This window comes from Geodermatophilus aquaeductus (genome assembly GCF_900182545.1).
Classification (GTDB): Bacteria; Actinomycetota; Actinomycetes; order Mycobacteriales; family Geodermatophilaceae; genus Geodermatophilus; species Geodermatophilus aquaeductus.
The window spans coordinates 80408-106536 of sequence record NZ_FXTJ01000011.1; the positions used below are offsets into that span (position 1 = coordinate 80408).

A 26129-nucleotide genomic window follows, 5' to 3' on the forward strand; every position below is an offset into this window, starting at 1 on the left:
GTGGGCGGGTGGCGCGCAACGACGGGGAGCGGGCCGAGCTCGCGCTGCTGCTGCGCCGGCTCACCGTGGAGCTCGACGCGGTGGGCGAGCGCTTCGCCAAGCCGCACGGGCTCGGCCGCACCGATGTGCGGGCGGTCATCGCGATCCTGGACGCCACCCGGCGCGGGGAGCCGCTCACCGCCGGAGGGCTGGGTGCGGCCGTGGGGCTGAGCTCGGCGTCGGTGACGGCGCTGGTCGACCGGCTGGAGCGCGCCGGGCACGTGCACCGCGTCCGCGACCCCGCCGACCGCCGGCGCGTGGTGCTGCAGATGTCGGAGGCGTCGATGGCGGCGGGTGCGGCCTTCTTCGGCGGGCTGCAGCGCGAGCTCGTGGCGGCGATGGACGGGTTCTCCGACGCCGACCTCCACGTCGTCCGCCGGTGGCTGACCGCGATGACCGAGGTCGTCGTCGCCCACACCTGACGCGGGCTGGGTATTGGGAGCTCTACCCACGTCCCGGCACCCGGGACGTGCGCATCGCCTCCTATGCCTCCGGGAGGTAGCGGGCGAGGTGGGTGGCGAGGGGCTCGAGGCCGACGGTCGCCCGCCGCTCGTCGAGGCGGTCGGGGTCGGCCACCTGGGTGCCGTACGTCTGGTGGCGCCCCTCGGTGACGGCGACCCGGTCCTCGAGCATCGCCAGCTGCTGCGCCGGCGCCTCGCCGCGCCCGACGGCCTCGCCCAGCAGCCGCAGGGCCAGGCGCTGCACGGAGAGCTGGGTGTCGGCGTGCTGCGCGACCAGCCACGCGCCACGGGCAGCGACCTCGCCCACGCGGGCGGGAGTCGGCCAGCCGCCGTCGGCCAGCAGTTGCTCGAGCCGGTCGGCGTGCCGGACGAAGACCTCGCGCCGCTCACGCCGGGCCTCGACGGGGGCGGGTTCCACCGAGCCGCCGCCGGTCCGCTCCATCAGTGCGCGCTGCTCGTCGACCATCGCCTCGAGCTCCGCCCGCAGCGCCGCGTCGTCCACCCCGCCGTCCTCCCCGTGTGTGCCCGTATCGCGCCGCAGCCTGCCCGGGGACCGCGCCGCGTGCACACGGCGCTACAGGTAGAGGCCGGTGGACTCTTCGATCCGTTCGGCGGCGACGGCGTGCACGTCGCGCTCGCGCAGGATGACCAGCTCCTCGCCGTGCACTTCGACCTCGTGCTGGTCCTCGGGGGAGAACAGCACCTGGTCGCCGACCTTCACCTGCCGGACGCTCGCGCCCACGCCCCGCGCCTCGCCCCAGACCAGCCGCTTGGCCACCTGGGCGGTCGCGGGGATGAGGATGCCGCCGGTCGAGCGCCGCTCGCCGTCCTCCCTGCGGAGGGACACGAGGATCCGGTCGTGCAGCATCTTGATCGGCAGCCCGCTGCCCTTGACGACGTCGGATGGCACGCGGTCACGGTACGCGGGCGGCTCGTGCGGCCCGGTCGCCTCCGCCTCGCCGTGACGCTCAAGCCCTGACGAATGCGACGGGGGTGACTGCTGTGATCACTGTGGTGTTGTGACGGCGAACTCTCACAGTGCGCATCCGGGTTTGGCAGGTCTTGATCGTTTCCTCTATCGAAACGCACCAGTCCGTCCGATACAACTTCCCTCGTATCCGGCGCCACCGTGGCGCCGGTAGACAGCGGACAGAGGGCAGACGAGTGCAGACAGGAACGAAGGGCCGCCGCTCGGTGGCCTGGCAGCTCGCGGCGGGTGCCGCGGGTCTCTCGATGGCGCTGGGCAGCTCGGTGCTGTTCCCCGGCCTCGCGGCCGCTGCGGAGGACGAGACCTGGGCAGGCCCGGCCATCATCGACAGCTCGTCCTGTGGGTCCACGGTGACGGTGGAGTTCGCCGGGGTCGTCATCGATGAGGAGACCGCAGGGAACTTCTCGTACTGGGCGAACATCTCGGCGGCTCCGGAGGCCGGCAGCTCGCCGGAGGAGTGGGTTCTCGACCCCGACAAGTGGCAGGAGCTCACGGAGGTGGTGCCCTCCGGTGAGGGGCTCGCCGCCAGGATCCCGCTGACCGCCGGTGAGACCTACCGCATCGTCCTCGAGGCCCGCGAGACCTTCTTCCAGACTGTCCGGGACAGCAAGGACAGCGAGCCGGTCGACGTCGCCGTCTCCGACGTCGAGTGCGTCAGCACGGACCCGGACACCGGCAACGACACCGGCAACGACACCGGCAACGACACCGGCAACGACACCGGCAACGACACCGGCAACGACACCGGCAACGACACCGGCAACGACACCGGCTCGGACACGGGCAGCGACACGGGCAGCGACACCGGCTCGGACACGGGCAGCGACACGGGTTCGGACACCGGCTCGGACACGGGTTCGGACACCGGCAGCGACACCGGCTCGGACACGGGCAGCGACACGGGTTCGGACACCGGCTCGGACACGGGTTCGGACACCGGCAGCGACACCGGCAGCGACACGGGCAGCGACACGGGTTCGGACACCGGCTCGGACACGGGTTCGGACACCGGCAGCGACACCGGCAGCGACACGGGTTCGGACTCCGGCAGCGACACCGGCAGCGACACCGGCAGCGACACGGGTTCGGACACCGGCAGCGACACGGGTTCGGACACGGGTTCGGACACCGGCTCGGACACCGGCAGCGACACGGGTTCGGACACGGGTTCGGACACCGGCTCTGACACGGGTTCGGACACGGGTTCGGACACCGGCTCGGACACCGGCAGCGACACGGGTTCGGACACGGGTTCGGACACCGGCTCGGACACCGGCTCGGACACCGGCAGCGACACCGGCTCGGACACCGGCTCGGACACCGGCTCGGACACCGCTGGGCCGGTGGACATCCCGGTGACCCCGGTGACGGACCCCGGTGGCACGCCGCAGGTGCCCAGCGCGCCGATCGTCCCGACGACCGTGCCGAGCACCCCGCTGAGGCTCACCACCGACCAGGGCGCCGACACGGAGCTCACCGTGGGCGAGAAGCTGACGATCAAGGGCGAGGGCTTCATGCCCTTCTCCAGCGTCTCGGTGATCGTCTACTCCGAGCCCCGCGTCCTGACCACCGTCGTCGCCGACGCCCGGGGTCGCTTCGAGGTCGAGGTCACCGTCCCGGCGGACCTGCCGGCCGGCAACCACTCGCTGGTGGCCTCCGGTGTGGCCCCTGACGGCAGCCAGCACTTCCTGCGCCTCGACGTCACCGTCGACGAGGCCGGCGCCGTCGCCGTCACCACGGCGTCGTCGTCCGACGGCGAGCTCGCCTACACGGGTGCCGAGCCGCTCGTCCCGGCGCTGCTCGGCGCCGGTGCGCTGCTCGGCGGGGGCGCGCTCGTCCTCGTGAGCCGTCGCCGGAAGGCCCTGCGCGGCTGACCTGACACCCCCACCGGCGGCCCCGGTGGTCCCCTCCTCGGAGCGGACCGCCGGGGCCGTCGGCGTCTCAGCCCCAGCCGAGCTCGTGCAGCCGCTCGTCGTCGATGCCGAAGTGGTGGGCGATCTCGTGCACGACGGTCACCGTCACCTCCTCGACCACCTCCTCGGCGGTCGAGCAGATGTCGCAGATGGCCTCGCGGTAGACCATGATCCGGTCGGGCAGCGCGCCGCCGTACTGCCAGCCGCGCTCGGTGAGCGCGTACCCCTCGTAGAGGCCCAGGAGCTCCGGCTCGTCCTCGTTGCGGTCCTCGACCAGTACGACGACGTTGTCCAGCAGCGCCATGAGGTCGGCCGGGACCGCGTCGAGGGCGTCGGCGACCAGCGACTCGAAGACCTCGCGCGGGAGCGGCCTCACCAGCTGGTGGGCTGCGGACGGCCCTCCTCGTAGCCGGCCGCGCTTTGCACCCCCACGACCGCGCGCTCGTGGAACTCGTCGATGGTGCGGGCCCCGGCGTAGGTGCACGAGGAGCGCACCCCGGCGACGATGCCGTCGACCAGGTCCTCCACGCCCGGGCGGGCCGGGTCGAGGTACATCCGCGAGGAGGAGATGCCCTCCTCGAACAGCCCGGCGCGGGCGCGCTCGAAGCCGCTCTGCTGCGCCGTCCGCGCCTTGACCGCGCGGGCCGAGGCCATCCCGAAGGACTCCTTGTACAGCCGGCCGCCGTCCTCGTGGATGTCCCCGGCGCTCTCGTAGGTGCCGGCGAACCACGAGCCGACCATCACGTTCGCGGCGCCGGCGGCCAGCGCCAGGGCGACGTCGCGGGGGTGGCGCACGCCGCCGTCGGCCCACACGTGCTTCCCGAGCCGGCGCGCCTCGGCGGCGCACTCCTCGACGGCGGAGAACTGCGGCCGGCCGACGCCGGTCATCATCCGGGTGGTGCACATGGCGCCCGGGCCCACGCCGACCTTGACGACGTCGGCGCCGGCCTCGATGAGGTCGCGGGTGCCCTCGGCGGTGACCACGTTGCCGGCCACCACCGGCACCCGCCCGGCCACCGACCGCGCCGCGCGGACCGCCTCGACCGCCTTGTCCTGGTGGCCGTGCGCGGTGTCGACGACGAGCACGTCGACCCCGGCCGACAGCAGCGCGCCGACCTTGCCGGCGACGTCGCCGTTGATGCCGACGGCGGCCGCGGTGAGCAGCTGGCCCTCGGCGTTGACGGCGGGCGTGTAGACCGTCGAGCGCAGCGCGCCCTTGCGGGTGACGACGCCGACCAGCCGCTCGCCCTCGACCACCGGCGCGGCGCTGACCCGCTCCTCGGACAGCACGTCGAAGACCTTCGGCAGCTCGGTGCCGGCCGGGATGGTCAGCGGGTGCGCGGCCATGACCTGGGAGAGCTGGCTGAAGCGGTCCACGCCCTGGCACGCGCCGTCGGTCACGACGCCCACCGGCACCTCGCCGTCGACGACCACGACGATGCCGTGCGCGCGCTTGGTCATCAGCGACAGCGCCTCGCCCACGGTCGAGTGCGGCGAGAGGGTGATCGCGGTGTCGTAGACCGGGTGCCGCGAGTGCACCCACGACACGACCTCGCCGACGACGTCGACCGGGATGTCCTGCGGCAGCACCGCGAGGCCGCCGCGACGGGCGACGGTCTCGGCCATCCGGCGGCCGCTGATCGCCGTCATGTTGGCGACGACGACCGGGATGGTGGTGCCCACCCGGTCCGGCGTCGTCAGGTCGACCTCCAGCCGGGAGCCCACGGTGCTGGAGTTCGGCACCATGAAGACGTCGGCGTAGGTGAGGTCGGTGGCCGGGCGGTTGCCGCCGAGGAAGCGCATGCCCCCAGTCTCCCGCATCCGCCGGCCGCCGGGCTTGCGCTGGAGTGCGCTCCAGGTCCGAGCATGGCCGGCATGCGACACGTGACGGGATGGGCCGCCTCCGGGCCGGACGGGCCGCTGCGGCCCCTGGAGTTCACGCGGCGGGACCTGCGCCCCGACGACGTCGCGGTGCGGGTGACCCACGTCGGCGTCTGCCACAGCGACCTGCACGCGGTGCAGGGGCTGCGGCCCGGCGCCGCGCCGCTGGTCCCCGGGCACGAGTTCACCGGTGAGGTCAGCGCCGTCGGGCCCGAGGTCACCGCCTTCCGGGTCGGCGACCGGGTCGCCGTGGGCAACGTCGTCGACTCCTGCGGCCGCTGCCCGTCGTGCCTGGCCTCCCGCGAGCCGTACTGCCTGGAGTTCCCCCAGCTCACCTACGGCGGCGTCGACCGGCACGACGGCACGCCCACCCAGGGCGCCTACTCGACCGAGTACGTCGTCCGGGACGCCTTCGTGTACCCGCTCCCCGAGGGCCTGGACCCGGCCGCCGCCGCGCCGCTGATGTGCGCCGGCGTCACGACGTGGTCCCCGATCCGGCGGGCCGGCGTGGGCCCGGGGCAGGCGGTCGGCGTCGTCGGCGCCGGCGGGCTGGGCCACCTGGCGGTCCGCTTCGCCAAGGCCCTCGGCGCCGAGGTGGTCGTCTTCACCACCTCGCCGGGCAAGGCCGAGGCGGCCCGGGAACTGGGCGCCGACGACGTCGTCGTCTCCCGCGACGCGGTGGCGATGGCCGCCCGCGCCGGCAGCCTGGACGTCGTCGTCGACACCGCCTCGGCCGCCCACGACCTCTCGCCGCTGCTGCGGACGCTGCGGCTCGACGGCCGGCTGGTGCTGCTCGGCCTGCCCGAGCGGCTGGACGTCGAGACGATGGCGCTGCTCGGCCGCTCCCTGACCGTCTCCGGCTCCGGCGGCCGCGACGAGACGCGGGAGATGCTCGCCTTCTGCGGCGAGCACGGGATCGGGGCCGACGTCGAGGTGCTGCCGCTGGCCGAGGTGAACACGGCGTTCCGGCGGCTGGCCGCCGGCGACGTCCGCTGGCGGTTCGTGCTGGACGTCGCGGCCTAGCGTGGGGGCCGTGACGACTGCCCTCGGCATCCGGGAGGTCTCGGAGCACACCGGCCTCAGCATCGACACGCTGCGCTGGTACGAGCGGGAGGGCCTCATCCCGCTGGTCGGGCGGACCCCGACCGGCCGGCGCAGCTACCCGCCCGCGGCGATGCGCTTCATCCGGCTGGTGCAGGCCCTGCGCCGCACGGGGATGCCGGTGGCCGACGTCCGGCACTTCGTGCAGCTCGGCGGAGGGCGCCTGGAGCACCACTCCACCCGGATGGCGCTGCTCGAGGCGCAGCGGGGCTCGATCGAGCGTCAGGTGGACCAGCTGCACGAGGACCTCGCCGTCCTCACCGCGAAGATCGACCAGTACCGGGACCTCATCACCCGCGGCCTGGACTGCGAGGACGAGGCCGCCGGCCGGGACGCGTGCCCGGGCGGGGACGACGTCCGCGCCCTCGTCGGACCGGGCGGACCGGCCACGCCGGACCGGGGGCGAGGGCGGGCGTCTCTACGATCGACCTCGTGATCGACCTGCGCCTGGTGCGCGAGCACCCCGACGTCGTCCGTGCCAGCCAGCGTGCCCGTGGCGCCGACGAGTCCCGGGTCGACGCGCTCCTGGCCGCCGACGAGGCCCGCCGCGCCGCCGTCAAGCGCGCCGACGACCTGCGCGCGGAGCAGAAGGCGGCCTCGCAGGCGGTGCGCGGCGCGTCGAAGGAGGAGCGCCCCGCCGTGCTGGAGCGGGCCAAGGCGCTCGCCGCGCAGGTCAAGGAGGCCGAGGAGGCCCAGCGGGCCGCCGACGCCGCGCTGCGCGAGGCGCACCTGGCGCTGGCCAACGTCGTCCACGACGACGTCCCGCCCGGCGGCGAGGACGACGCCGTCACCCTGCGCACCGTGGGCGAGGTCCCCTCCTACGACTTCGAGGTGCGCGACCACCTGCAGATCGGCGAGGCGCTCGGCGCCATCGACATGGAGCGCGGCGCGAAGGTCTCCGGCGCCCGCTTCTACTTCCTCACCGGTCCGGGCGCGCTGCTGGAGTTCGCGCTGGCGCAGCTGGCGATCAGCCGCGCGGTGGCCGCCGGGTTCACCCCGGTCGTCGCCCCGGCGCTGGTCAAGCCCGAGGCGATGGAGGGCACCGGCTTCCTCGGCGAGCACGACGAGGAGGTCTACCGGGTCGAGCGCGACGACCTCTACCTCGTGGGCACCTCCGAGGTGGCGCTGGCCGGCATGCACGCCAACGAGGTGCTCGACCTCTCGGCCGGGCCGCGCCGCTACGCCGGCTGGTCGTCCTGCTTCCGCCGCGAGGCCGGCTCCTACGGCAAGGACACCCGCGGCATCATCCGCGTGCACTGGTTCGACAAGGTCGAGATGTTCAGCTTCTGCCGGCCCGAGGAGGCCGCCGCCGAGCACCGGCGGCTGCTGGCCTGGGAGGAGGAGTTCCTGCAGGCGCTCGAGCTGCCCTACCGGGTGGTGGACATCGCCGCCGGCGACCTGGGCACCAGCGCCGCGCGCAAGTTCGACATCGAGGCCTGGTTCCCCAGCCAGGGCACCTACCGCGAGCTGACCAGCACCTCGGACTGCACCACCTTCCAGGCCCGCCGGCTGGCCATCCGCTACCGCGACGAGGACGGTAAGCCGCAGACGGCGGCCACCCTCAACGGCACGCTGTGCGCCATCGCCCGCACCATCGCCTGCCTGCTGGAGGTGCACCAGCGCGCCGACGGCTCGGTGCACGTCCCCGCGGCGCTGCGGCCGTGGCTGGGCGGGCACGAGGTGCTCACCCCGGGCATGACGCTCGCCGCCCCGCTGCCGCCGGCGGCCGCATGAGCCGGACCGTCCTCTCCGGTCACGTCCCCTCCCCGGACGCCGAGCGGGTGGTGGACCTCGGCGACCTCGGTGGCTGGCGCCCGCGGCTGGTCGCCAGCGACCTCGACGGCACGCTCCTGTCCTCCGCCGGTGAGGTCACGCCGCGCACGCGGGCGGCCCTGGAGGCGTGCTGGGACGCCGGCATCCCCGTCGTCGGCGTCACCGGCCGGGGACCGCGCCTGCTCGACAGCGTCCGCACCGCGCTCGGCGGGCGGGGGATCGCCGTCCTCGCGCAGGGCGGCTTCGTCGTCGACCTCGAGCGCGACGAGGTGCTGCGCACGGTGGGGCTGCCGCGGGAGCAGGCGACCGCGGTGATCGAGCGCATCGAGTCCGTGGCCGGCGACCTGGTCCTGGCCGTGGAGGACGCCGCCGAGCAGGCCGAGGCGCACGCGCCGCTGCGGGTGCAGCACGGCTTCGACTGGCCCTATCCCGAGCCGGCGCACCTGCTGCCCCGCCACCAGGTGCTGCCCACCGGCGCGGTGCTCAAGGTCTTCCTGCGCTCGCCCGGCCTCGGCCAGGACGAGCTGCTCGCCCGCGCCCGCTCGGTGGTCGACCCGGCCGAGGCCGAGGTGACGCACGCGGGCCTGGGCTTCATCGAGGTGCTCCCGCCCGGCGTCACCAAGGCCACCGGCCTGGCGATCGCGCTCGACCACCACGGCGTCGGCCTCGGCGACGTCCTCGTCTTCGGCGACATGCCCAACGACCTGCCGATGATCGGCGCGGTCACCGACGCCGGCGGGCGCGCCGTCGCCGTCGCCAACGCCCACCCCGCCGTCCGCGCGGCCGCCGGCGGGCTCACCAGTGGCCACGACGCCGACGGCGTGGCCCGCTACCTCGAGGCGGTGCTCGCCGGTGTCTGACTGGCGCCCCCGGCTGATCGCCAGCGACATGGACGGCACCCTCCTGCGGTCCGACGACACCGTCAGCGACGCCACCGTCGCCGAGCTGGAGCGGTGGGCGGCCGACGGCGTGCCCCTCGTCCTGGCCACCGGCCGGCCCCCGCGCTGGATGCGCCGCATCCGGCAGGTCGTGCGGTCGGGCACCGCCGTCTGCTGCAACGGCGCGGTGCTGCTCGACCTCGGCCGCTTCGAGATCGTCGACGAGGAGGCGCTGCCCCCGGCGGTGCTCGCCGAGATCACCGCGGGCCTGCGCGCCGAGCAGCCGGGCACCTGGTTCGCCGTCGAGTACGGCCTGGAGTTCCGGCACGAGCCGGTGTACCAGCCGCGGTGGGACGTCGACGCGCCCGGCGTCGGCGAGGCGTCGCTGGAGGAGATGGTGGCCGCGCCCGCGGCCAAGCTGCTGGCGCGCCACGAGGACCTCGGCCGCGACGAGTTCGTCGCGCTCGTCGAGCGGGTGGTGGGGGACCTCGCCACGGTCACCAACTCCTCGACCGACGCGCTGGCCGAGATCTCCGCCCGCGGGGTCACCAAGGCCACCGGCATCGCGCGCGTCGCCGACGAGTTCGGCGTGGGCCCGGACGAGGTCGTCGTCTTCGGGGACATGCCCAACGACATCGCCGCCTTCGACTGGGTGCGCGAGGGCGGCGGCCGGGCCGTGGCCATGGCGCACGCCCACCCCGACCTGCTCGCCGCGGCCACCGACGTCACCGGCACCAACGACGACGACGGCGTCGCCGCGTTCCTCGCGTCCCTCTGACACCCGCGTCCCTCTGACCCCGCGCGGCCGCCGTCCGGCTCAAGGTCGGCCGCCTCCTGCCGATGTGTGCAGCGACCGGCACCAGTGCCGACCTGTACGAGGCCACGGAAGGCGACCCATGAGCCAGAGCACCCCGCGCGTCCCCACGGCGACGACCACCGACGAGTCCGCGACGGGAGGGTGGGGCCTGCGCACCCGGCTGCTCGGCGCCATCCTCGTGGTCGCCCTGACCACGCTGGCCGTCGGCGTGTTCGGGGTCCACCGCATGTCCGTGCTCGCCGACAAGGCCGAGCAGGTCTACACCGAGGGCGCCGAGCCGCTCGACGGTCTGCGCACGCTGCAGGTCGACTGGTGGGAGTTGGCCGCCCAGACCGCCCGCGCCGCGATCCCGTCGCTGCCGCCGGCCAGCATCCAGGACGCGCGGCAGGGTGCCGCCGACGCCGGTGAGGCCATGGCCGGCCACGCCGAGGACGTCGCCGCCATGACGCTGTCCGACGACGCCCGTGCCGACTTCGAGCGCTTCCAGACCGCGTCGGAGACCTACCTGACCGCGCTCGCGCAGCTGCAGACCCTGCCGCTGGGCTCGCCGAACGCCCTCCCGCTGCTGCAGACCATGTCCGAGAACGAGGACGTCATCGAGGAGTCGCTCGTCGCGGCCACCACCTCGGCGGCCGCCTCGGCCCAGGAGACCGTCGAGGAGGCCCGCGCGGCCTACTCCTCGGCCCGGACGCTGACGATCGTCGTCGTGGCGCTCGGCCTGGTCGTGTCGGTCGTGCTCGCCGTCCTGGTCGCCCGCAGCGTGACCCGGCCGGTCGAGCGGATCCGCGAGGTGCTCGGCAAGGTCGCCGGCGGCGACCTGCGGGTGCGCGCCGGGGAGACCGGCGGCGGCGAGCTCGCCGAGGTCGCCCGCTCGCTGGACCGGACGCTGGACTCCCTCGGCGGCGTGCTCGTGCTCGTCCGCGACTCCGCCGGCCGCCTGCAGGGCGCCTCGACCCAGCTCGACACCGCCGCCAGCGGCATCGCCGAGTTCTCCCGCGCGGCCTCCGACCAGACCGACGCCGTCGTCGCCTCCGCCGGTGAGGTGGCCGCCAGCGTCGACACCGTCGCCACCGGCTCCTCGCAGATGGAGACGGCGATCCGCGAGATCGCGCACAACGCCGCCGAGGCCGCCCGCGTCGCCGGTCAGGCCGTGGACGTCGCCGAGACGACGACCCGCACGGTCGGCAAGCTCGGCGACTCCTCGCAGGAGATCGCCACCGTGGTGAAGCTGATCAACGGCATCGCCGAGCAGACCAACCTGCTGGCCCTCAACGCGACCATCGAGGCCGCGCGCGCCGGGGAGGCCGGCAAGGGCTTCGCCGTCGTGGCCAGCGAGGTCAAGGAGCTCGCGCAGGAGACCGCCCGCGCGACCGAGGACATCTCCCGCCGGGTCGAGGCCATCCAGGCCGACACCGCCGGCGCCGTCGAGGCCATCAGCCGGATCAGCGCCGTCATCGGCGAGATCAACGACTTCCAGGCCACCATCGCCGCGGCGGTGGAGGAGCAGACGGCGACCACCAACGAGATGAACCGCAACGTGGCCGAGGCCGCCGGCGGCTCGCGGCACATCGCCACCGCGATCGGCGGGCTGGCCACCGGCACGCAGCAGACCGGTGCCCGGGTCGCCGACGCCCAGCGCGCCGCGGCCGAGCTCGCCCGCATGAGCGGTGAGCTGCAGGAGGCCGTCGCCCGCTTCGCGGTGTAGGAACGCCCGTCCCGGCCAGCGGCGCCGTCCCCACCGGGGGCGGCGCCGCTGCCGTTCCCGCGGACCCCCGTCCCCGCGCCGGGCGGTGGGACAGTGGCGGGGGACGGACCGGGCAGCGGCGGGAGGACCCCGCGGCACGCCGGCCGCGGAGGTGGACGATGACCACTCTGCTCGTGGTGCTGATCGTGGTCGGGGCGCTCGCCCTGGTGACTGCCGGCGCCAGTCTCAAGATGGTCCAGCAGTACCAGCGCGGCGTCGTGCTGCGCTTCGGCCGGCTGCTCCCGGGCGTGCGCGAGCCCGGGTTGCGGGTCATGGTCCCGTTCGCCGACCGGATGACCAAGGTGCCGATCCAGACGCTCGTCCTCGACGTGCCCTCGCAGGGCACCATCACGCGCGACAACGTGACCATCGGCGTGGACGCGGTCGTCTACTTCCGGGTCGTCGACCCGGTCCGTGCCGCGATCAACGTGCAGGACTACGTGCGGGCGACGTCGCAGGTGTCGCAGACGTCGCTGCGGTCGGTCATCGGCCGCGCCGACCTCGACACGCTGCTGTCCGACCGCGAGGCCATCAACGCCGAGCTGCGCGCGGTGATCGACACCCCCACCGAGGACTGGGGCATCCGGATCGACCGCGTCGAGGTCAAGGACATCTCCCTGCCCGAGGGGATGCGCCGGTCGATGTCGCGCCAGGCGGAGGCCGAGCGTGACCGGCGGGCCCGGGTCATCGCCGCCGACGGCGAGTTCCAGGCCTCGACCAAGCTGGCGCAGGCCGCCCAGGCGATGGCCGCCACCCCGGGCGCGCTGCAGCTGCGCCTGCTGCAGACCGTGCACGACGTCGCCTCGGAGAAGAACAGCACGCTCGTCATGCCGTTCCCCGTCGAGCTGCTGCGCTTCTTCGACCAGGCCGCCGGGCAGCGCGAGGCCGTCCCACCGGCCGCCGTCCCGCCCGCGGCCGCGAACGGCTCGGTCCGGGCCTAGCCGCCGGGCGCCGTCACCACCGGTCCGGGGGCAGGTCGGCGGTCAGGTCGGCCAGCTCGCCGAGGGTGCGGGCCGCGTAGGCGGCCCGCACCCGCTCGTCGAACTCGGCGACGTCGAGGCGGCCCTCCGCGAGCCCGCGCTGCAGCCGCCGGACGGTCCCCTCGCGGTCGTCGTCGCCGGCCCGGACCGCCCGCCGGACGGTCCCCTCGCGGTCGTTGCCCACGGCGTCGGCTCGATCGGCCACGGCGTCGTCGGCTCAGAGGTACTGGCCGCCGCCGGGACGCACGTCGGGGGTGGCCGTGCCACCGGGCAGCGCCCGGCCGCGGCGGATCTCCTCCAGCTGCGCGCGGGCGGCCATCTGCTGGGCGAACAGCGCCGTCTGGATGCCCTGGAAGACGCCCTCGAGCCAGCCGACGAGCTGGGCCTGCGCGATCCGCAGCTCGGCGTCCGACGGCGTCTCCGCGTCGCTGAACGGCGAGGTGATCCGGCGCAGCTCCTCGGAGAGCTCAGGGGCCAGGCCCTGCTCCAGCTCGCGGATCGACGAGGCGTGGATGTCGCGCAGCCGGGTCCGGCTGGCGTCGTCGAGGGGCGCGGCGCGCACCTCCTCGAGCAGCTGCTTGATCATCGTGCCGATCCGCATGACCTTGGCCGGCTGCTCGACCATCTCGCCGATGCCAGGGGAGCCGTCGCCGTCGCCCTCGGGGCCGCCGGTGGGCACGGGCATCGCGCCGACCGGCCGCCCGTCGGGACCGACGACGACGACCTGCTGCGGACGCTCCATGCCGTTCCCGGGTGCCGTCATGCCCTCCATCCTGCCCCGCGCACCTGTGCGCCGAACGCGCGGAGCAGGCCGGTGAACGTGCCAACTAGGGTCGCCCGCATGCACCCGGGGGAACCACGGCTGGACGTCGCGCGCGTCCGCGGCCTGTTCCCCGGCCTCTCCGACGGCTTCGTGCACACCGACGCACCCGCGGGCACGCTGATGCCCGAGAGCGTCGCGCACGCCGTCTCCTCGGCCATGCGGGTGCCGGTGGCCAACCGGGGCGGGGTCTTCCCGTCGTCGTCGCGCACCGAGGGTCTGGTGGCCGCCGCGCGCTCCGCGGTCGCCGACCTGGTCGGCGGGGTGTCCACCGGCGTCGTCCTCGGCCCGAGCACGACCACGCTGGTCTACGCGATGGCGCGGGCGCTGTCGCGCACCTGGCGCTACGGCGACGAGGTGGTGGTCAGCCGCCTCGACCACGACGCCAACATCCGGCCCTGGGTGCAGCTGGCCGAGCATGTCGGCGCCGTCGTGCGGTGGGCCGAGGTCGACATCGAGACCGGCGAGCTGCCCACGTGGCAGTACGACGAGCTCATCACCCCCCGCACCCGGCTGGTGGCGGTGACCGCGGCCAGCAACGCCATCGGCACGCGGCCTGACGTCGCCTCCATCGCCGCCCGCGCCCACGCCGTCGGGGCGCTGGTGTTCGTCGACGCCGTCCAGGCCGCACCGCACGTGTTCCTGGACAAGGGCTCCCTCGGCGCGGACTTCGTCGCCGTCTCGGCCTACACGTGGTGCGGGCCGCACGTGGGCGCGGTGGTGGCCGACCCCGCGCTGCTCGCCGAGCTGCAGCCCGACCGGCTGGTGCCCACCCCCGACCGGGTGCCCGACCGCTTCGAGACCGGCACGCCGCCCTTCGAGCTCTACGCGGGCGTCACGGCCGCCGTCGACCACCTGGCCGGCCTGTGCGACGACGCGACCGGCAGCCGGCGCGACCGGCTGCGGACGTCGATGGCGGCGGTCGCGGCCTACGAGGGCGGGCTGTTCGACTGGCTGGACCAGGCGCTGCGGGCGATGCGCCACGTGCAGGTGGTCGGCTTCCCCGAGCACACGACGCCCACGCTGTCGTTCACCGTGCCCGGCATGCGCCCGCGTCAGGTGGCCGCCGAGCTCTCCCGCCGCGGCATCTGCGCCTGGGACGGCGACTTCTACGCCCGCGAGCTGTTCGACGCGCTCGGGGTCAACGAACTCGGTGGCGCCGTCCGCCTCGGGCTGGCGCACTACAACACCGCCGAGGAGGTCGGCTACGTGATCGACTCCGTGGCGGCGCTGCGGGGCGCGCTGCTCTAGGCCGTACCTCTAGATGAGTGAGTCCTGAAGGCCTCAGCTGTCGTAGGCGATCAGGGAGCGCTTGATCGGGGCTCCAATGTGCTCGTTGTGCCAGATGGCGCTGGCCAGGGCGAGCAGTCGGGCGGCGACTCGGGCGTAGACCCCGGCCAGGGTGCGTCCGCCGTGGGCTTCGAGGGTCAGCTGGCCTTTGAGGGTGTCGAAGACGGCCTCGATCCACTGCCGGCAACGGGCCAGGCTGCCGTGCCGGGTTGGTTCGTCTTTGCGGTCGGGACGGATGAGGTGGACCCCGAAGTCCTGCTGGAGGGCGGCTTCGAACTCCCGACCAGCGAAGTTCTTGTCGCCCAGCAGCACCTGACCGGCCCGCACCATCTGGTGGTTGTGATCGAGCAGGGCGGCCACAACGTCCCGCTCGCCGATCTTCGGGCTGGCCAGTCCCCAGATGATCGGCATGCCCTAGGCGGTGCAGATCAGATACAGCCGAAAGCCCCAGAAGTAACGGGAATGGCTGGCGCAGTAGCCGTAACCGGCGTGCCCGGCCAGATCCGACCGGCGCACGGTCTCCCGCGAGGCCGCACACGGCAGCGGCGTGGAGTCCACCAACCGCAGCACGTCGTGCCAGGAGTCGACGTCGCGGGCGAGTTCGGTGATCACCGCTGCGATCAGTGGCCCGGCGGCGCGCAGCCGCTTGCCGTAGCCCGATTGCCCCGGCAGCTGCGGGAACATTCCGGTCAGGTGGGCCCGGGCGTAGCGGATCCAGTGCCGTTCGCTGGCCACTCCGAGCAGCTGCTGGGCCACGGCCAGACACAGCAGCTCGGCATCGCCGAGCGCCGGCCGGCGGCCGCGCCGGTGCGTCCGCGACCAGCCCAGCGACGGCAGCACCCGGTCTTCCAGGTCTACGTAGAGTGCGGTCAGGAGGGTGTCGAGTTCGTTGCTCACACCACGGTCTTGGCACCCTCCGCCCGTCCTGGCCAGACCCGCACATCACGACCCGGCTAAACGGACTCACTCATCTAGGCGTCGGGCAGCAGCAGCACCTTCCCGATGTGCTCGCTCGCCTCCACGACGCGGTGCGCCTCGGCCGCCCGCGACATCGGCAGCCGCCGGTCGACGATCGGGCGCACCACCCCGCGCTCGACGTCGGGCCACACCTCCGCGCGGACCGCCGCGACGATCCCCGCCTTGCCGCCGGGCCCCGCGGGCGGCCGCGAGCGCAGCGCCGTGGCCGCCACCGACGCCCGCTTGGCCAGCAGCTTGGCGATGTCCAGCTCCGCCCGCGTGCCGCCCTGCATGCCGATGACGACCAGCCGGCCGCCGACGGCGAGCGCGTCGACGTTGCGGGCCAGGTACTTCGCGCCCATGTTGTCCAGCACGACGTCGACCCCGGCGCCGTCGGTCTCCTCGCGCACCCGCTCGACGAAGTCCTCGTCGCGGTAGTCGATCCCCACCTCGGCGCCGAGCTCGCGGCAGAACTCGAGCTTCGCGGCGCTCCCGGCGGTGGTGAACACCCGCGCGCCGGCCCGCACGGCGAGCTGGATGGCCATCGTGCCGATGCCGCTGGACCCTCCGTGCACGAGGAACGCCTCGCCGCGGCGCAGGCCGGCGAGCTGGAAGACGTTCGACCAGACGGTGCAGGTGACCTCCGGCAGCGCGGCGGCGGTGGCCAGTTCCACGCCGGCGGGGCGGGGGAGCAGCTGCACCGCCGGGACGGCGACCCGCTCGGCGTACCCGCCGCCGGCGAGCAGCGCGCACACCTCGTCACCGACCGACCAGCCGGTCACGCCCTCGCCGACCTCGCTGACGATCCCGCTGCACTCCAGGCCGAGGACCTCGCTGGCCCCGCGCGGCGGCGGGTAGTTGCCGGCGCGCTGCAGGAGGTCGGCGCGGTTGACCGCGGTCGCGGCGACGTCGACGACGACCTCGCCGGGGCCGGCCTCCGGGTCGGGCACCTCGCCCCAGCCGAGCACCTCGGGTCCGCCGGGTCCGCTCGCGATCACCGCACGCATGCCCCGACCCTAGGAGGTGGGCAGCCCGGCCGCCGGTGGCGTCCAAGCGGGCCGCAAGCGCCGCGCAGGGGCCTGCGGCACCGTTCCCGCCATGACCTCGACGACCATGCCCACGACGACGTCGCCCGCGCCCGTCCGCCGCGCGGCCGCCCCGGCCCGCCCCGGCGCGGTGACCGACCTGACCGACCACGCCCTGCTGCACCGGGCGCTGCGCACCGGCACGCGGGTGGTCGCCGACGCCCTCACCGGCATCGCCTTCGACGAGCCCTGCTGCCCCGTCCGCCAGCGCGAGCTGGTCCGCTGGACCACGCGCGTGCTCGCCGAGGTGCGGGCGCACGCGGCGCTGCGCCGCGGGCTGGAGGCCGCGCTGTCGCGGGTCGTGCTGCCCGGGGGCGCCCCGGAGCTGCGCCGCGCCGGTGGGGACGCCGCCCTCGACTCCGCGCTGGCGCGCGCCCGGCAGGCGCTGCCGCTGTTCGCCCGCGACGTCAGCGCCGGCGCCCCCGCCCTGGCCCTGACGCTGGCCGAGCTCGCCGATCTGGTCGCCGCGCGGCTCGACACCGAGGAGGAGGGCGTGCTCCCCCTGGTCGACGAGCACGTGCCCACGGCCGAGCGCGACCGGATCGTGCGGAACGTCCGCCGCTCCCTGCCGGCCGGTCAGGCGCTGTTCACGCTGCCGTGGCTGCTCGACGCCTGCCACCCCGCCGAGCGCGTCACGGTGCTGCGTACGGCGTCCCGGCCGGCGCGCACGGTCCTGCGCTTCGCGGGTGCGCGGCACGCCCGCACCCGCGACGCCGTCCTCGGCTCCACCTGGTGACGCCCCGACGGCATCGGGCCGGCTCCCTGAGGGGAGCCGGCCCGATGACGGGAACCGCTAGGCGCGCGCCTTGAGGTCCTTGCGGAGGATCTTGCCGGCCGCGGACTTGGGCACCTGCTCGATGAACTCCACCGCACGGATCTTCTTGTGCGGGGCGAGCCGGCTGCCGGCGTAGTCCATGACCTCCTGCTCGGAGATCTCCGCGCCGGGCGCCCGGACGACGAACGCCTTGGGCAGCTCCTCGCCGCTCTCCTCGTCCTTGACGCCGATGACGGCGGCGTCGGCGATGGCCGGGTTGTTGAGCAGCACGGCCTCCAGCTCGGCCGGAGCCACCTGGTAGCCCTTGTACTTGATCAGCTCCTTGACCCGGTCGACGACCGTGTAGCAGCCGTTCTCGTCGACGATCGCGACGTCACCGGTGTGCAGCCAGCCCTCGGCGTCGAGGGTGTCGGCCGTGGCGGTCGGGTTGTTGAGGTAGCCCTTCATGACCTGCGGGCCGCGCACCCACAGCTCGCCGCGCTCGCCGGCGGCCGCGTCCTCGCCCGTCGACGGGTCGACCAGGCGGCACTCGGTGTTGGGCAGCGCCAGGCCGACCGACCCCTTGGGCACCGAGGTCACGCCCTCGGGCAGCCGCGTGGCGTCGGGCGTGGTGTGCGAGACCGGCGACAGCTCGGTCATCCCGTAGCCCTGCGCGACGACGACGCCGTCGGCCGCGCCCTTGCGCAGCCGGTCCTGGGCGGCCTGGGCCAGCGCCTCGTCCAGCGGCGCGGCACCGGAGGTGATGCTGCGCAGCGAGGACAGGTCGAACTGGTCGACCATCGGGTGCTTGGCCAGCGCCAGCACGATGGGCGGCGCCACGAAGGCGCGGGTGATCTTCTGGTCCTGGATGGTGCGCAGGAACTGCTCGAGGTCGAACCGCGGCAGGGTCACCACGGTGCCGCCCCACTGCAGGCCCTGGTTCATCAGCACGGTCAGGCCGTAGATGTGGAAGAACGGCAGGACGGCAATGATCCGCTCGTCGCCCTCGACCAGCTCCACCAGCGGGCGGGACTGGCTGACGTTGGCCACCAGGTTGCGGTGGGTGAGCATGACGCCCTTGGGCAGGCCGGTGGTGCCGCTGGAGTAGGGCAGCGTGACCAGGTCCTCGGCGGGGTCGATGTCGACCTCGACCGACGGGGCGTCGCTGGTGATGAGGTCCAGGAGCGAGGCGTGGCCCTCGGCGCCGTCCATGACGATGACCTCGTCGACCGGCGTCTGCTCGGTGGCCTCCAGCGCCCGGTCGAGGAACGGCGAGACGGTGACGAGCACCTTCGCGCCGGAGTCCTTCAGCTGGAAGGCGACCTCGTGGGCGGTGTAGAGCGAGTTGATCGGGCTCATCACGCAGCCTGCGCGGGCGATGCCGTGGAACACGACCGGGTACCACATGGTGTTCGGGCACAGCACCGCGACGACGTCGCCCTTGCGCAGCCCGCGGGCGGCCAGCGCGGCCGCCACCCGGTCGACGTAGGTGGCCAGCTGGCCGTGCGTGATCGAGTCGCCGGTCAGACCATCGACCAGGGCGGGCGCGTCCGGGCGCGAGGCACCGCCCGCGAGGACGAACTCGGGGACCGACTGGTCGGGGATCGCGACGTCGGGATAACGACTGGCCAGAGCCACTGTGCTCCTCCTCGGGTTCAGGGTGGCGCCAGTCTCACACCCGCGGTGTGTCGCGGGACACGCGGGTTACCCGCGAGTCACCTCGGCCAGAGCACCGACTGGGTGCAGCGGAACAGCGCCAGCGTCTTCCCGGCGCCGGAGGTGACGACGGCGTCCCACACCTGCGTGGTGCGCCCGGCGTGGACGTTCGTGGCGACCGTGCCGATCCGGCCCTCGCGGACGGTGCCGAGGAAGTTGCTCTTGAGCTCGATGGTGGTGAACCCGGCGGCGCCCTCGGGCAGCAGCGCGCGGGTGGCCAGGCCGCAGGCGGTGTCGGCGAGCGCGACGACCGTCGCGGCGTGCAGGTAGCCGTTGGGCGCGAGCAGGTCGGGGCGCACGTCGAGACCGGCCTCGAGCCGGCCGGGCTCGTGCGCGGTGACCGTCAGCCCGAGCAGCCCGGGGAGGGTGCCCGGGACCAGGGCGTTGAGCTCGTCGGCGGTGAGGAACCCGGTGGCGGCCATGGGCGGCAACCTAGCGACCGGGTCCGGCCCGTCACGCGCCGGTGGAGTGGCCCCCGGCGCCCCGGAAGCGCCAGCGGCGGGCGCGCACCCGCTCGCCGCCGTCGCGGCGGCGCAGGTGCAGCCGCTCGTGGTGCGACTCCGACGAGTGGACGACGGTCACCGGACACGGCGCGTGCAGGACGCACTGCATGCTCGTCGACCCGAGCAGCATGGTGGAGAACCCGCCGTGCCCGCGGCTGCCGACCACGAGCAGGTCCGCGCCCGTCGCCTCCCGGATGAGCGCGTCCGCCGCCGACCCGAGGACGGCCGTCACGTGGATCACCGGGTGCGGCTCCGGGACCTCGCGGAGCACCTCGGCGGTGAACGTCTCGGCCCGTTCCGCCGCGGCGGCCTCGGCCTCCTCGTACCCGCCGACGCCGATCGCGTCGAAGTCCATCCACGCCTCGGGCGGGCGGTGGGCGATGACCGCCTCGACGGGCACGTGCCGGCGGACGGCGTCCTCGACGGCGAACCGCAACGCGGCCCGCGCCCCCGCCGATCCGTCGACGCCCACCACCACGCGTGGCCCTCGCGCCCGGGACTCGTCGACCTGTTCGGGGTGCTCGGTCATGACGGCCTCCTCAGCACCGCCGGCCGTGCGGCCCGGTGCCACACGGGCGACCCGATCATGGGCCGGTCGGCCGCCCGGCGACAGAGGCCTCCGTCAGGCCAGTCCGCGGGTGGTGCGCGCGGGGGGACGGTCACCGCGGATGGCGGCCACCATGTCCAGCGTCTGGCGGGTCGCGGCGACGTCGTGCGCGCGGAACACGCGGGCGCCGAGCCACGCGCTGACCGCCGTCGCCGCGAGCGTGCCGGTGAGCCGCTGGTCGAGCGGGACGTCGAGGGTCTCGCCGACGAAGTCCTTGTTCGACAGCGCCACCAGCACCGGCCAGCCGGTGGCCACCAGCTCGTCGAGGCGGCGGGTGGCCTCCAGCGAGTGCCGGGTGTTCTTGCCGAAGTCGTGGCCGGGGTCGACCAGCACCCGCTCGCGGTCCACCCCGGCGGCGACGGCGGCCTCGGCCAGCGCCGTCGTCCGCGCGACGACGTCGGCGACCACGTCGTCGTAGGTGACCCGGTGCGGCCGGGTGCGTGGCGGCAGCCCGCCGGCGTGCGTGCAGACGATGCCGGCGCCGGCCTCGGCGGCGACGTGCGGCAGCTCCGGGTCGATGCCGCCCCACGCGTCGTTGACGACGTCGGCCCCGGCGGCCAGGACCTCGCGCGCGACCTCGGCGCGCCAGGTGTCGATGGAGATCGGCAGGTCCGGGTGGGCCGCGCGGATCGCCGCGACGAGGTCCACGGTGCGGCGGATCTCCTCGGAGGGGGAGACCTCCTCGCCGGGCGCGGCCTTCACCCCGCCGACGTCGACCATGTCCGCGCCCTCGGCCACCACCCGGTCCACCCGCTCGACCGCCGCGGCCAGCTCGAACGTGGCGCCGCGGTCGTAGAAGGAGTCCGGCGTGCGGTTGACGATGGCCATGACCACCAGACCGCCGTCCGGCACGTCCCGCCGGCCCAGTCGCAGCACCCCGTCGCCCTCCGTCCCGCGCGTGTGGTGGAGTCAGCCAACCAGACCACCGGCAACACGGACGAGGACACAGGAGGACGGGCGATGGCGCAGACCACCGTGGACGGCGTCGAGGGCGTGCAGGGCCTCGTGGGGCAGCACCTCGGGTACAGCGACTGGGTCGAGGTGACCCAGGAGCAGGTCAACCAGTTCGCCGAGGCGACCGGGGACCACCAGTGGATCCACGTCGACGTCGAGCGCGCGAAGAAGGAGAGCCCCTTCGGCGGCCCGGTGGCGCACGGGTACCTGACGCTGTCGCTCATCCCGTCGCTGCTGCCGCAGATCGTCGAGATCAGCGGCTTCCGCATGGGCGTCAACTACGGCACCGAGAAGGTGCGCTTCCCCTCGCCGGTGCCGGTGGGCAGCCGGGTCCGCGCCGGCGCCACGCTGGCCTCCGCGACGCCGTTCGACGGCGGCATCGCGATGAACATGGACGTCACCGTCGAGGTCGAGGGCCAGACGAAGCCGGCGATGGTCGCCACCGTCGTCTACCGCCGCTACCTCTAGGCCGGCCCGTGCACTTCCGCGGATGTGCCCGGGGCACATCCGCGGAAGTGCACGACCTCAGGTGACGATCGCCTGGTTGACCAGCGCGCGCAGGTAGGGGCGGATCGGCAGCGTGCTCGAGGGCAGCAGTTGCGTGTAGAAGCTGACGACGACGTCCTCGACCGGGTCCACGTAGAACGCCGTCGACGCCGCCCCGCCCCAGCTGTAGTCGCCGGCGCTGGCGACGCCGCCGTAGCGCACCGGGTCGATCACCATCGAGAACCCGAGCCCGAAGCCCACCCCGCGCAGCGGCGTCTCGGCGAACAGCGGCCGGCCGAAGGTCTCCAGGTCCTGGCTGCCGGGCAGGTGGTTGCGGACCATGTGCGCCAGCGTCCGCGGGCCCAGCAGCCGCCCGCCGTCGAAGGAGCCCCCGCGGCGCAGCATCTCGCAGAAGCGCAGGTAGTCCGCCGCGGTCGAGACCAGCCCGCCGCCGCCGGACAGGAACGTCGGCCGGCGGTGCGCCGCCTCGCCCATCGCGTCGAGCGGCGCGAACCCGGTGGCCGGGCCGCCGGGCTGCCCCGGGACGGCGGCGTAGAGGCGGGCCAGCGAGGCGACGTCGTCGTCCTCCCGCAGGCCGAAGGAGGTGTCGGCCATGCCGAGCGGACGGAAGATCCGCTCGGCGAAGAAGACGTCGAGCGTCTGCCCCGACACGACCTCGACCAGCCGGCCGAGGACGTCGGTGGAGACGCCGTAGTTCCACTCCGAGCCGGGCTGGAAGACCAGCGGGACCGAGGCCCACTGCCGGCAGACCTCGGCGGAGTCGGCACCGGGCGGGGTGCCCCACTCGTGGCCCATCGCGCGGTACATCGCGTCGACCGGGTGGGCGTGGTGGAAGCCGTAGGTGAGCCCGGAGGTGTGGGTGAGCAGGTGCCACACGCGGATCGGCTCGACCTGGGGCTGGGTGACCGGCTTCTGCGCCGACCCGGCGACGTAGACGCGGGTCTCGGCGAACTCCGGCAGCCACTTGGCGATCGGGTCGGTGAGCTCGAAGGCCCCCTCCTCGTACAGCATCATCGCCGCCACCGAGGTCACCGGCTTGGTCATCGAGAAGATCCGCCAGCGGGTGTCCTCCTCGACCGGCAGGCCGTTCTCGACGTCGCGGGAGCCGTACCGCCCCACGTGCGCCAGCCGGCCGTGCCGCGACACCGTGACGAGGAAGCCGGGCAGCCGGCCGTCGTCGACCCAGCGGGCCAGCCGCCGGTCCAGGCGCTCCAGCCGGCCGGCGTCGAGACCGACCTCGGCCGCGTCGGTGTCCAGGGTCAGTCCGCTCGCCACGTGCTCCTCCGTCCCGGCACCGTCGCCCTCGGGCGGCGCCTGCCCGCGCATCCTGACCCACGGTGCGTGGGCGAGGTCACACGGGTCAGGCGCCACCTCGCGGGGCGACCCCGGATCAGACGGGGACGTCGCTGGGACGCCGCCGATCAGACGGGGACGTTGCTGGCGGCCTTCTTCAGGTTCGAGCCGGCGGTCACCTTGACGGTGTTGGCCGCGGGGATGTCGATCGACTCGCCGGTCTGCGGGTTGCGGCCGGTGCGCGCCGACCGCTGGGTGCGCTCGACGGTGATGAGGCCGGAGACGGCCACCTTCTCGCCGCGGGTGATCGCCTCGACGAGCTCCTCCTGCAGGCCACTCAGGACGGCGTCCACGGTGGCGCTGGGGACGTCGGCGCGCTTGGCGATGGCGGAGACGAGTTCGGCCTTGTTCACGGGTTTCCTCTCGGGACGTCGCGGCCGCGCGGTCTCGGCGGCCGCCGTGTGGGGGGTGCCGACCGCAGGATGCGGCGGCGTCCCGGACGGGCGCCCGGGACGGACCGGTCCCGTCAGGACGGGCCGGCCCGGGGCACGGTGACACGCCGACGGCGCATCTGGCCAGTGCAGACACCGAACCACACCCAGCCGACACTCTCGGTCCCACCCGTCCCAGGGCCCCCGCGGGCGGCACCGGGGACCCCGACATAGCGTGGGATGCGTGCCACAGATCCCCGGGACCGACCTGACCGTCAGCGACCTGTGCCTGGGCGGCAACGTCTTCGGCTGGACCGCCGACGAGCCGACGTCGCACGCCGTCCTCGACCGGTTCGTCGACTCCGTCCCGAGCACGCAGAGCCCGTTCGTCGACACCGCGGAGATGTACGGCGACGGCCGCTCCGAGCAGATCCTGGGCGGCTGGATGGCCGAGCGCGGGCTGCGCGACCGGATGGTGGTGGCCACCAAGGCCTCGCCGGGGCGCAAGGAGCACCCGCTGTCGGCGACGGAGATCGAGGTCGCGGCCGAGCGCTCGCTGCGCAATCTCCAGACCGACCGCATCGACCTCTACTACGCCCACTACGACGACGAGTCGACGCCGCTGGAGGAGACGCTCACCGCCTTCGACGCGCTCGTGCGCGCCGGCAAGGTCCGGTACGTCGCGGCGTCGAACTACTCGCCGCAGCGGCTGACCGAGGCGCTGGAGATCTCCGAGAAGCTGGGGATCACCCGCTACGTGGCGCTGCAGCCGCACTACAACCTGGTCGAGCGGCCGGCCTACGAGGACGGGCTGCGCGACGTCGTCGCCGCCTCCGACCTGGGCTGCCTGCCCTACTTCGCGCTGGCCAAGGGCTTCCTGACCGGCAAGTACCGCGCCGGCGAGCGGGTGGACTCACCGCGGGCGCAGGGCGCGCAGGCCTACGTGGGGGAGCGGGGCGACCGGGTGCTCGCCGCGCTGGCCGAGGTGGCCGCCGCGCACGGCGTCTCCCAGGCCGCCGTGGCGCTGCGCTGGCTCGCCGACCAGCCGACCGTCACCGCGCCCATCGCCAGCGGCCGCGACGTCGACCAGGTCGCCGACCTGCTGCCGATGCAGGACCTCGTCCTGACCGACGACGAGCGCGCGGCGCTCACCGCCGCCTCGGAATAGGCGCGGGGCCCCGCGGGAGCCTCAGGCGGCGCGGATGTGCGCGCAGACGGCGGCGACCAGCTCCGGCCCGACCTCGGTCAGGCCGTGGTCGGCGGCGGCGTGCCCGGCGACCTGGCCGAGGATGCCGGCGTCGTCACCGGCGGTGAAGCGGGCGGTGCAGCCGGGGACGACGTCCCCGCAGGCGAAGGTCTTCACAGGTCTCTCCAGGCGGACCGCTCGCCCGGACGGGCGGCGGGGGTCATCGGGCGGCGGCCGCGGAGGCCAGGTCCTCGACGCGCAGCAGACCCAGGACGGCGCCGGCCGCGTCGGTGCACACCACGGGGTCGAAGCGCTGCGCCGGCGAGCGGGTCAGCGCCCGCTGCAGGGTGGCGGCGACGTCGTCGGTGGGGTGCGCCCGCAGCGAGACCGGGGCGGTGTGCGCCAACCCGGTGCGCGGGTCGGCCAGCCGCAGCGCGAGTGGCTCGCCCTGCGGTCCGACGAGGACGACCGGGGGGACGCCGGGGGAGGCCTCGGTGACCTCGCACTGGCGGACCGGGCGCAGCAGGCTCGCCACGGTCGACGCCGTCCGGGCGCGCGCGGTGTGCCCGCGGACCAGCGCGGCGACGTCGGGGGCCAGCGGCGCGAACCCCGCGGCGGGGCGGCCCAGCAGCCAGCCCTGCGCCAGGGGGACGCCGAGCCGGCAGAACGCGGCCAGTTCGCCGCGGGTCTCGATGCCCTCGGCCAGCAGCCAGGCGTCGATGCGGCCGGCGAACTCGCCGACCATCTCGGCCAGGGCCAGGCGCACCGGGTCGCTGTCGACGCCGGCCACCAGGGACCGGTCGAGCTTGACCAGCTGCGGGCGCAGGGCGGCCAGCTGCTGCAGCCCCGACCAGCCCGAGCCGGTGTCGTCCAGGGCGACGAGCGCGCCGCGGGCCCGCAGGGCGGCGACCTGGACCCGCAGGGCGGCCAGGTCGTGGACGGGCGCGTGCTCGGTGAGCTCGACGACGACGCGGCGCAGGTCCGGCCGCGTGGCGAACGCCTCCTGCACCGGGCGGGTGTCGAGCAGGTGCGGGCCGACGTTGACGGTGAGGAAGGTGTCCGGCGGCAGGTCGGGGACGGCGGCCAGGGCCTTGTGCAGAGCCAGCGCCTCGAGCTCGGCGGCGATCCCGGCGTCGGCGGCCGCGGTGAACCACACCTCCGGGCCGGCGGTGCCCGGGAAGCGCGAGAGCGCCTCGTAGCCGGCCACCCGGGCCCGCGCGAGGTCGACGATCGGCTGGAACACCAGCGTGAGGTCGCCGGGGTCGGCGAGCAGGGGGCGGCAGTCCGGCAGCCGCCGCGTCAGCATCCCCGTCATGCGAGGGCCATCGGCCGGGGACGCCGCGGGCCCGACCCCTCCGGCGCGCGTCCTCACCCGGGCGGGGGACGACCCGCGCGGCTGCGGACGGCGCCGTCCGATCGGCCTCCCCGCGTGGCAGCATGGTCGGCTGCGG

Annotated in this window: 28 protein-coding genes and 1 pseudogene; 13 read left to right on the forward strand and 16 right to left on the reverse strand. The window is 74.6% G+C overall.

Annotated elements, in window-relative coordinates; all coding sequences use genetic code 11:
* The first annotated feature begins 8 nt into the window (after window positions 1–8).
* Window positions 9–461 carry a MarR family winged helix-turn-helix transcriptional regulator gene (locus tag FN207_RS21390; RefSeq protein ID WP_246066239.1) on the forward strand — a complete coding sequence of 151 codons (453 nt, stop codon included), beginning with the start codon at window positions 9–11 and terminating at the stop codon, window positions 459–461.
* Between the two features lie 61 nt (window positions 462–522).
* Here the strand turns inward: FN207_RS21390 and FN207_RS21395 are convergent, their stop codons facing one another.
* Together FN207_RS21395 and FN207_RS21400 are read right to left on the reverse strand one after the other, a co-directional pair.
* Entirely contained in the window at window positions 523–1002 is a 480-nt protein-coding gene (locus FN207_RS21395; RefSeq protein WP_221888341.1) for a DUF6624 domain-containing protein, read from the reverse strand.
* Window positions 1003–1074: 72 nt separating this feature from the next.
* On the reverse strand, window positions 1075–1410 hold the full coding sequence (locus FN207_RS21400) for a GroES family chaperonin (protein ID WP_246066241.1): 336 nt from the start codon (window positions 1408–1410) through the stop codon (window positions 1075–1077).
* A gap of 254 nt (window positions 1411–1664) precedes the next feature.
* Between FN207_RS21400 and FN207_RS21405 the strand changes: the two genes are divergently transcribed.
* Window positions 1665–3362 (forward strand): LPXTG cell wall anchor domain-containing protein, encoded by a 1698-nt coding sequence (locus FN207_RS21405; protein WP_142460481.1) that lies wholly within the window; start codon window positions 1665–1667, stop codon window positions 3360–3362.
* A 67-nt stretch (window positions 3363–3429) separates the two neighbouring features.
* Here FN207_RS21405 and FN207_RS21410 read toward each other — a convergent pair whose 3' ends face one another.
* The gene (locus FN207_RS21410; protein ID WP_110004666.1) at window positions 3430–3777 is read right to left on the reverse strand and encodes a metallopeptidase family protein; all 348 of its coding nucleotides are present in this window, start codon (window positions 3775–3777) and stop codon (window positions 3430–3432) included.
* Complete coding sequence (locus tag FN207_RS21415; protein ID WP_142460482.1) at window positions 3774–5204, reverse strand: GuaB1 family IMP dehydrogenase-related protein; 1431 nt, start codon at window positions 5202–5204, stop codon at window positions 3774–3776. Before FN207_RS21415 ends, FN207_RS21410 begins: the two co-directional genes overlap by 4 nt.
* A gap of 72 nt (window positions 5205–5276) precedes the next feature.
* Here FN207_RS21415 and FN207_RS21420 point away from each other — a divergent pair, with 72 nt between their 5' ends.
* From FN207_RS21420 to FN207_RS21450, 7 genes are all read left to right on the forward strand, one after another.
* Window positions 5277–6305: an NAD(P)-dependent alcohol dehydrogenase gene (locus FN207_RS21420; RefSeq protein ID WP_142460483.1), complete on the forward strand. Its 1029-nt coding sequence runs from the start codon at window positions 5277–5279 to the stop codon at window positions 6303–6305.
* A gap of 10 nt (window positions 6306–6315) precedes the next feature.
* Complete coding sequence (locus FN207_RS21425; RefSeq protein ID WP_246066242.1) at window positions 6316–6819, forward strand: MerR family transcriptional regulator; 504 nt, start codon at window positions 6316–6318, stop codon at window positions 6817–6819.
* The gene (serS, locus tag FN207_RS21430; RefSeq protein WP_142460485.1) at window positions 6816–8117 is read left to right on the forward strand and encodes a serine--tRNA ligase; all 1302 of its coding nucleotides are present in this window, start codon (window positions 6816–6818) and stop codon (window positions 8115–8117) included. Before FN207_RS21425 ends, serS begins: the two co-directional genes overlap by 4 nt.
* Entirely contained in the window at window positions 8114–9016 is a 903-nt protein-coding gene (locus tag FN207_RS21435) for an HAD family hydrolase (RefSeq protein WP_142460486.1), read from the forward strand. Before serS ends, FN207_RS21435 begins: the two co-directional genes overlap by 4 nt.
* On the forward strand, window positions 9009–9812 hold the full coding sequence (locus tag FN207_RS21440) for an HAD family hydrolase (protein ID WP_142460487.1): 804 nt from the start codon (window positions 9009–9011) through the stop codon (window positions 9810–9812). Before FN207_RS21435 ends, FN207_RS21440 begins: the two co-directional genes overlap by 8 nt.
* A gap of 118 nt (window positions 9813–9930) precedes the next feature.
* The gene (locus FN207_RS21445) at window positions 9931–11556 is read left to right on the forward strand and encodes a methyl-accepting chemotaxis protein (RefSeq protein ID WP_142460488.1); all 1626 of its coding nucleotides are present in this window, start codon (window positions 9931–9933) and stop codon (window positions 11554–11556) included.
* Window positions 11557–11714: 158 nt separating this feature from the next.
* Complete coding sequence (locus tag FN207_RS21450) at window positions 11715–12536, forward strand: slipin family protein (protein ID WP_142460489.1); 822 nt, start codon at window positions 11715–11717, stop codon at window positions 12534–12536.
* A 13-nt stretch (window positions 12537–12549) separates the two neighbouring features.
* Here the strand turns inward: FN207_RS21450 and FN207_RS21455 are convergent, their stop codons facing one another.
* Together FN207_RS21455 and FN207_RS21460 are read right to left on the reverse strand one after the other, a co-directional pair.
* Window positions 12550–12780, reverse strand: coding sequence for a DUF1707 SHOCT-like domain-containing protein (locus FN207_RS21455; RefSeq protein WP_246066244.1), 231 nt, complete (start codon window positions 12778–12780; stop codon window positions 12550–12552).
* Between the two features lie 12 nt (window positions 12781–12792).
* Complete coding sequence (locus FN207_RS21460) at window positions 12793–13338, reverse strand: bacterial proteasome activator family protein (RefSeq protein WP_142460490.1); 546 nt, start codon at window positions 13336–13338, stop codon at window positions 12793–12795.
* Between the two features lie 78 nt (window positions 13339–13416).
* Between FN207_RS21460 and FN207_RS21465 the strand changes: the two genes are divergently transcribed.
* The gene (locus FN207_RS21465) at window positions 13417–14646 is read left to right on the forward strand and encodes a cysteine desulfurase-like protein (protein WP_142460491.1); all 1230 of its coding nucleotides are present in this window, start codon (window positions 13417–13419) and stop codon (window positions 14644–14646) included.
* 33 nt (window positions 14647–14679) lie between these two features.
* On the opposite strand, the pseudogene FN207_RS21470 reads toward FN207_RS21465, so the two are convergent.
* A pseudogene (locus FN207_RS21470) lies at window positions 14680–15582 on the reverse strand (IS982 family transposase).
* 74 nt (window positions 15583–15656) lie between these two features.
* Window positions 15657–16649, reverse strand: coding sequence for an NAD(P)H-quinone oxidoreductase (locus FN207_RS21475; RefSeq protein ID WP_142460492.1), 993 nt, complete (start codon window positions 16647–16649; stop codon window positions 15657–15659).
* A gap of 91 nt (window positions 16650–16740) precedes the next feature.
* Here FN207_RS21475 and FN207_RS21480 point away from each other — a divergent pair, with 91 nt between their 5' ends.
* The gene (locus tag FN207_RS21480; protein WP_142460493.1) at window positions 16741–17463 is read left to right on the forward strand and encodes a hypothetical protein; all 723 of its coding nucleotides are present in this window, start codon (window positions 16741–16743) and stop codon (window positions 17461–17463) included.
* A 57-nt stretch (window positions 17464–17520) separates the two neighbouring features.
* Here the strand turns inward: FN207_RS21480 and FN207_RS21485 are convergent, their stop codons facing one another.
* The 4 genes from FN207_RS21485 to folP form a co-directional block, all read right to left on the reverse strand.
* Window positions 17521–19119, reverse strand: coding sequence for an AMP-binding protein (locus tag FN207_RS21485; RefSeq protein WP_142460494.1), 1599 nt, complete (start codon window positions 19117–19119; stop codon window positions 17521–17523).
* A gap of 77 nt (window positions 19120–19196) precedes the next feature.
* The gene (locus FN207_RS21490; protein ID WP_110906656.1) at window positions 19197–19619 is read right to left on the reverse strand and encodes a PaaI family thioesterase; all 423 of its coding nucleotides are present in this window, start codon (window positions 19617–19619) and stop codon (window positions 19197–19199) included.
* A gap of 31 nt (window positions 19620–19650) precedes the next feature.
* Window positions 19651–20229 (reverse strand): universal stress protein, encoded by a 579-nt coding sequence (locus tag FN207_RS21495; protein ID WP_142460495.1) that lies wholly within the window; start codon window positions 20227–20229, stop codon window positions 19651–19653.
* A gap of 93 nt (window positions 20230–20322) precedes the next feature.
* The gene (folP, locus tag FN207_RS21500; protein ID WP_142460496.1) at window positions 20323–21183 is read right to left on the reverse strand and encodes a dihydropteroate synthase; all 861 of its coding nucleotides are present in this window, start codon (window positions 21181–21183) and stop codon (window positions 20323–20325) included.
* An 84-nt stretch (window positions 21184–21267) separates the two neighbouring features.
* Here folP and FN207_RS21505 point away from each other — a divergent pair, with 84 nt between their 5' ends.
* Window positions 21268–21729 carry a MaoC family dehydratase gene (locus FN207_RS21505; RefSeq protein WP_110906659.1) on the forward strand — a complete coding sequence of 154 codons (462 nt, stop codon included), beginning with the start codon at window positions 21268–21270 and terminating at the stop codon, window positions 21727–21729.
* A gap of 57 nt (window positions 21730–21786) precedes the next feature.
* Here FN207_RS21505 and FN207_RS21510 read toward each other — a convergent pair whose 3' ends face one another.
* Complete coding sequence (locus tag FN207_RS21510; RefSeq protein WP_142460497.1) at window positions 21787–23043, reverse strand: serine hydrolase domain-containing protein; 1257 nt, start codon at window positions 23041–23043, stop codon at window positions 21787–21789.
* Between the two features lie 146 nt (window positions 23044–23189).
* Window positions 23190–23474: an HU family DNA-binding protein gene (locus FN207_RS27580; RefSeq protein WP_110004650.1), complete on the reverse strand. Its 285-nt coding sequence runs from the start codon at window positions 23472–23474 to the stop codon at window positions 23190–23192.
* 262 nt (window positions 23475–23736) lie between these two features.
* Here FN207_RS27580 and FN207_RS21520 point away from each other — a divergent pair, with 262 nt between their 5' ends.
* Window positions 23737–24660: an aldo/keto reductase gene (locus tag FN207_RS21520; protein ID WP_142460498.1), complete on the forward strand. Its 924-nt coding sequence runs from the start codon at window positions 23737–23739 to the stop codon at window positions 24658–24660.
* Between the two features lie 21 nt (window positions 24661–24681).
* Here FN207_RS21520 and FN207_RS21525 read toward each other — a convergent pair whose 3' ends face one another.
* The gene (locus FN207_RS21525; protein ID WP_142460499.1) at window positions 24682–24855 is read right to left on the reverse strand and encodes a DUF1059 domain-containing protein; all 174 of its coding nucleotides are present in this window, start codon (window positions 24853–24855) and stop codon (window positions 24682–24684) included.
* Window positions 24856–24898: 43 nt separating this feature from the next.
* Window positions 24899–25993, reverse strand: coding sequence for an EAL domain-containing protein (locus FN207_RS21530; protein ID WP_142460500.1), 1095 nt, complete (start codon window positions 25991–25993; stop codon window positions 24899–24901).
* Between the last annotated feature and the right edge of the window lie 136 nt (window positions 25994–26129).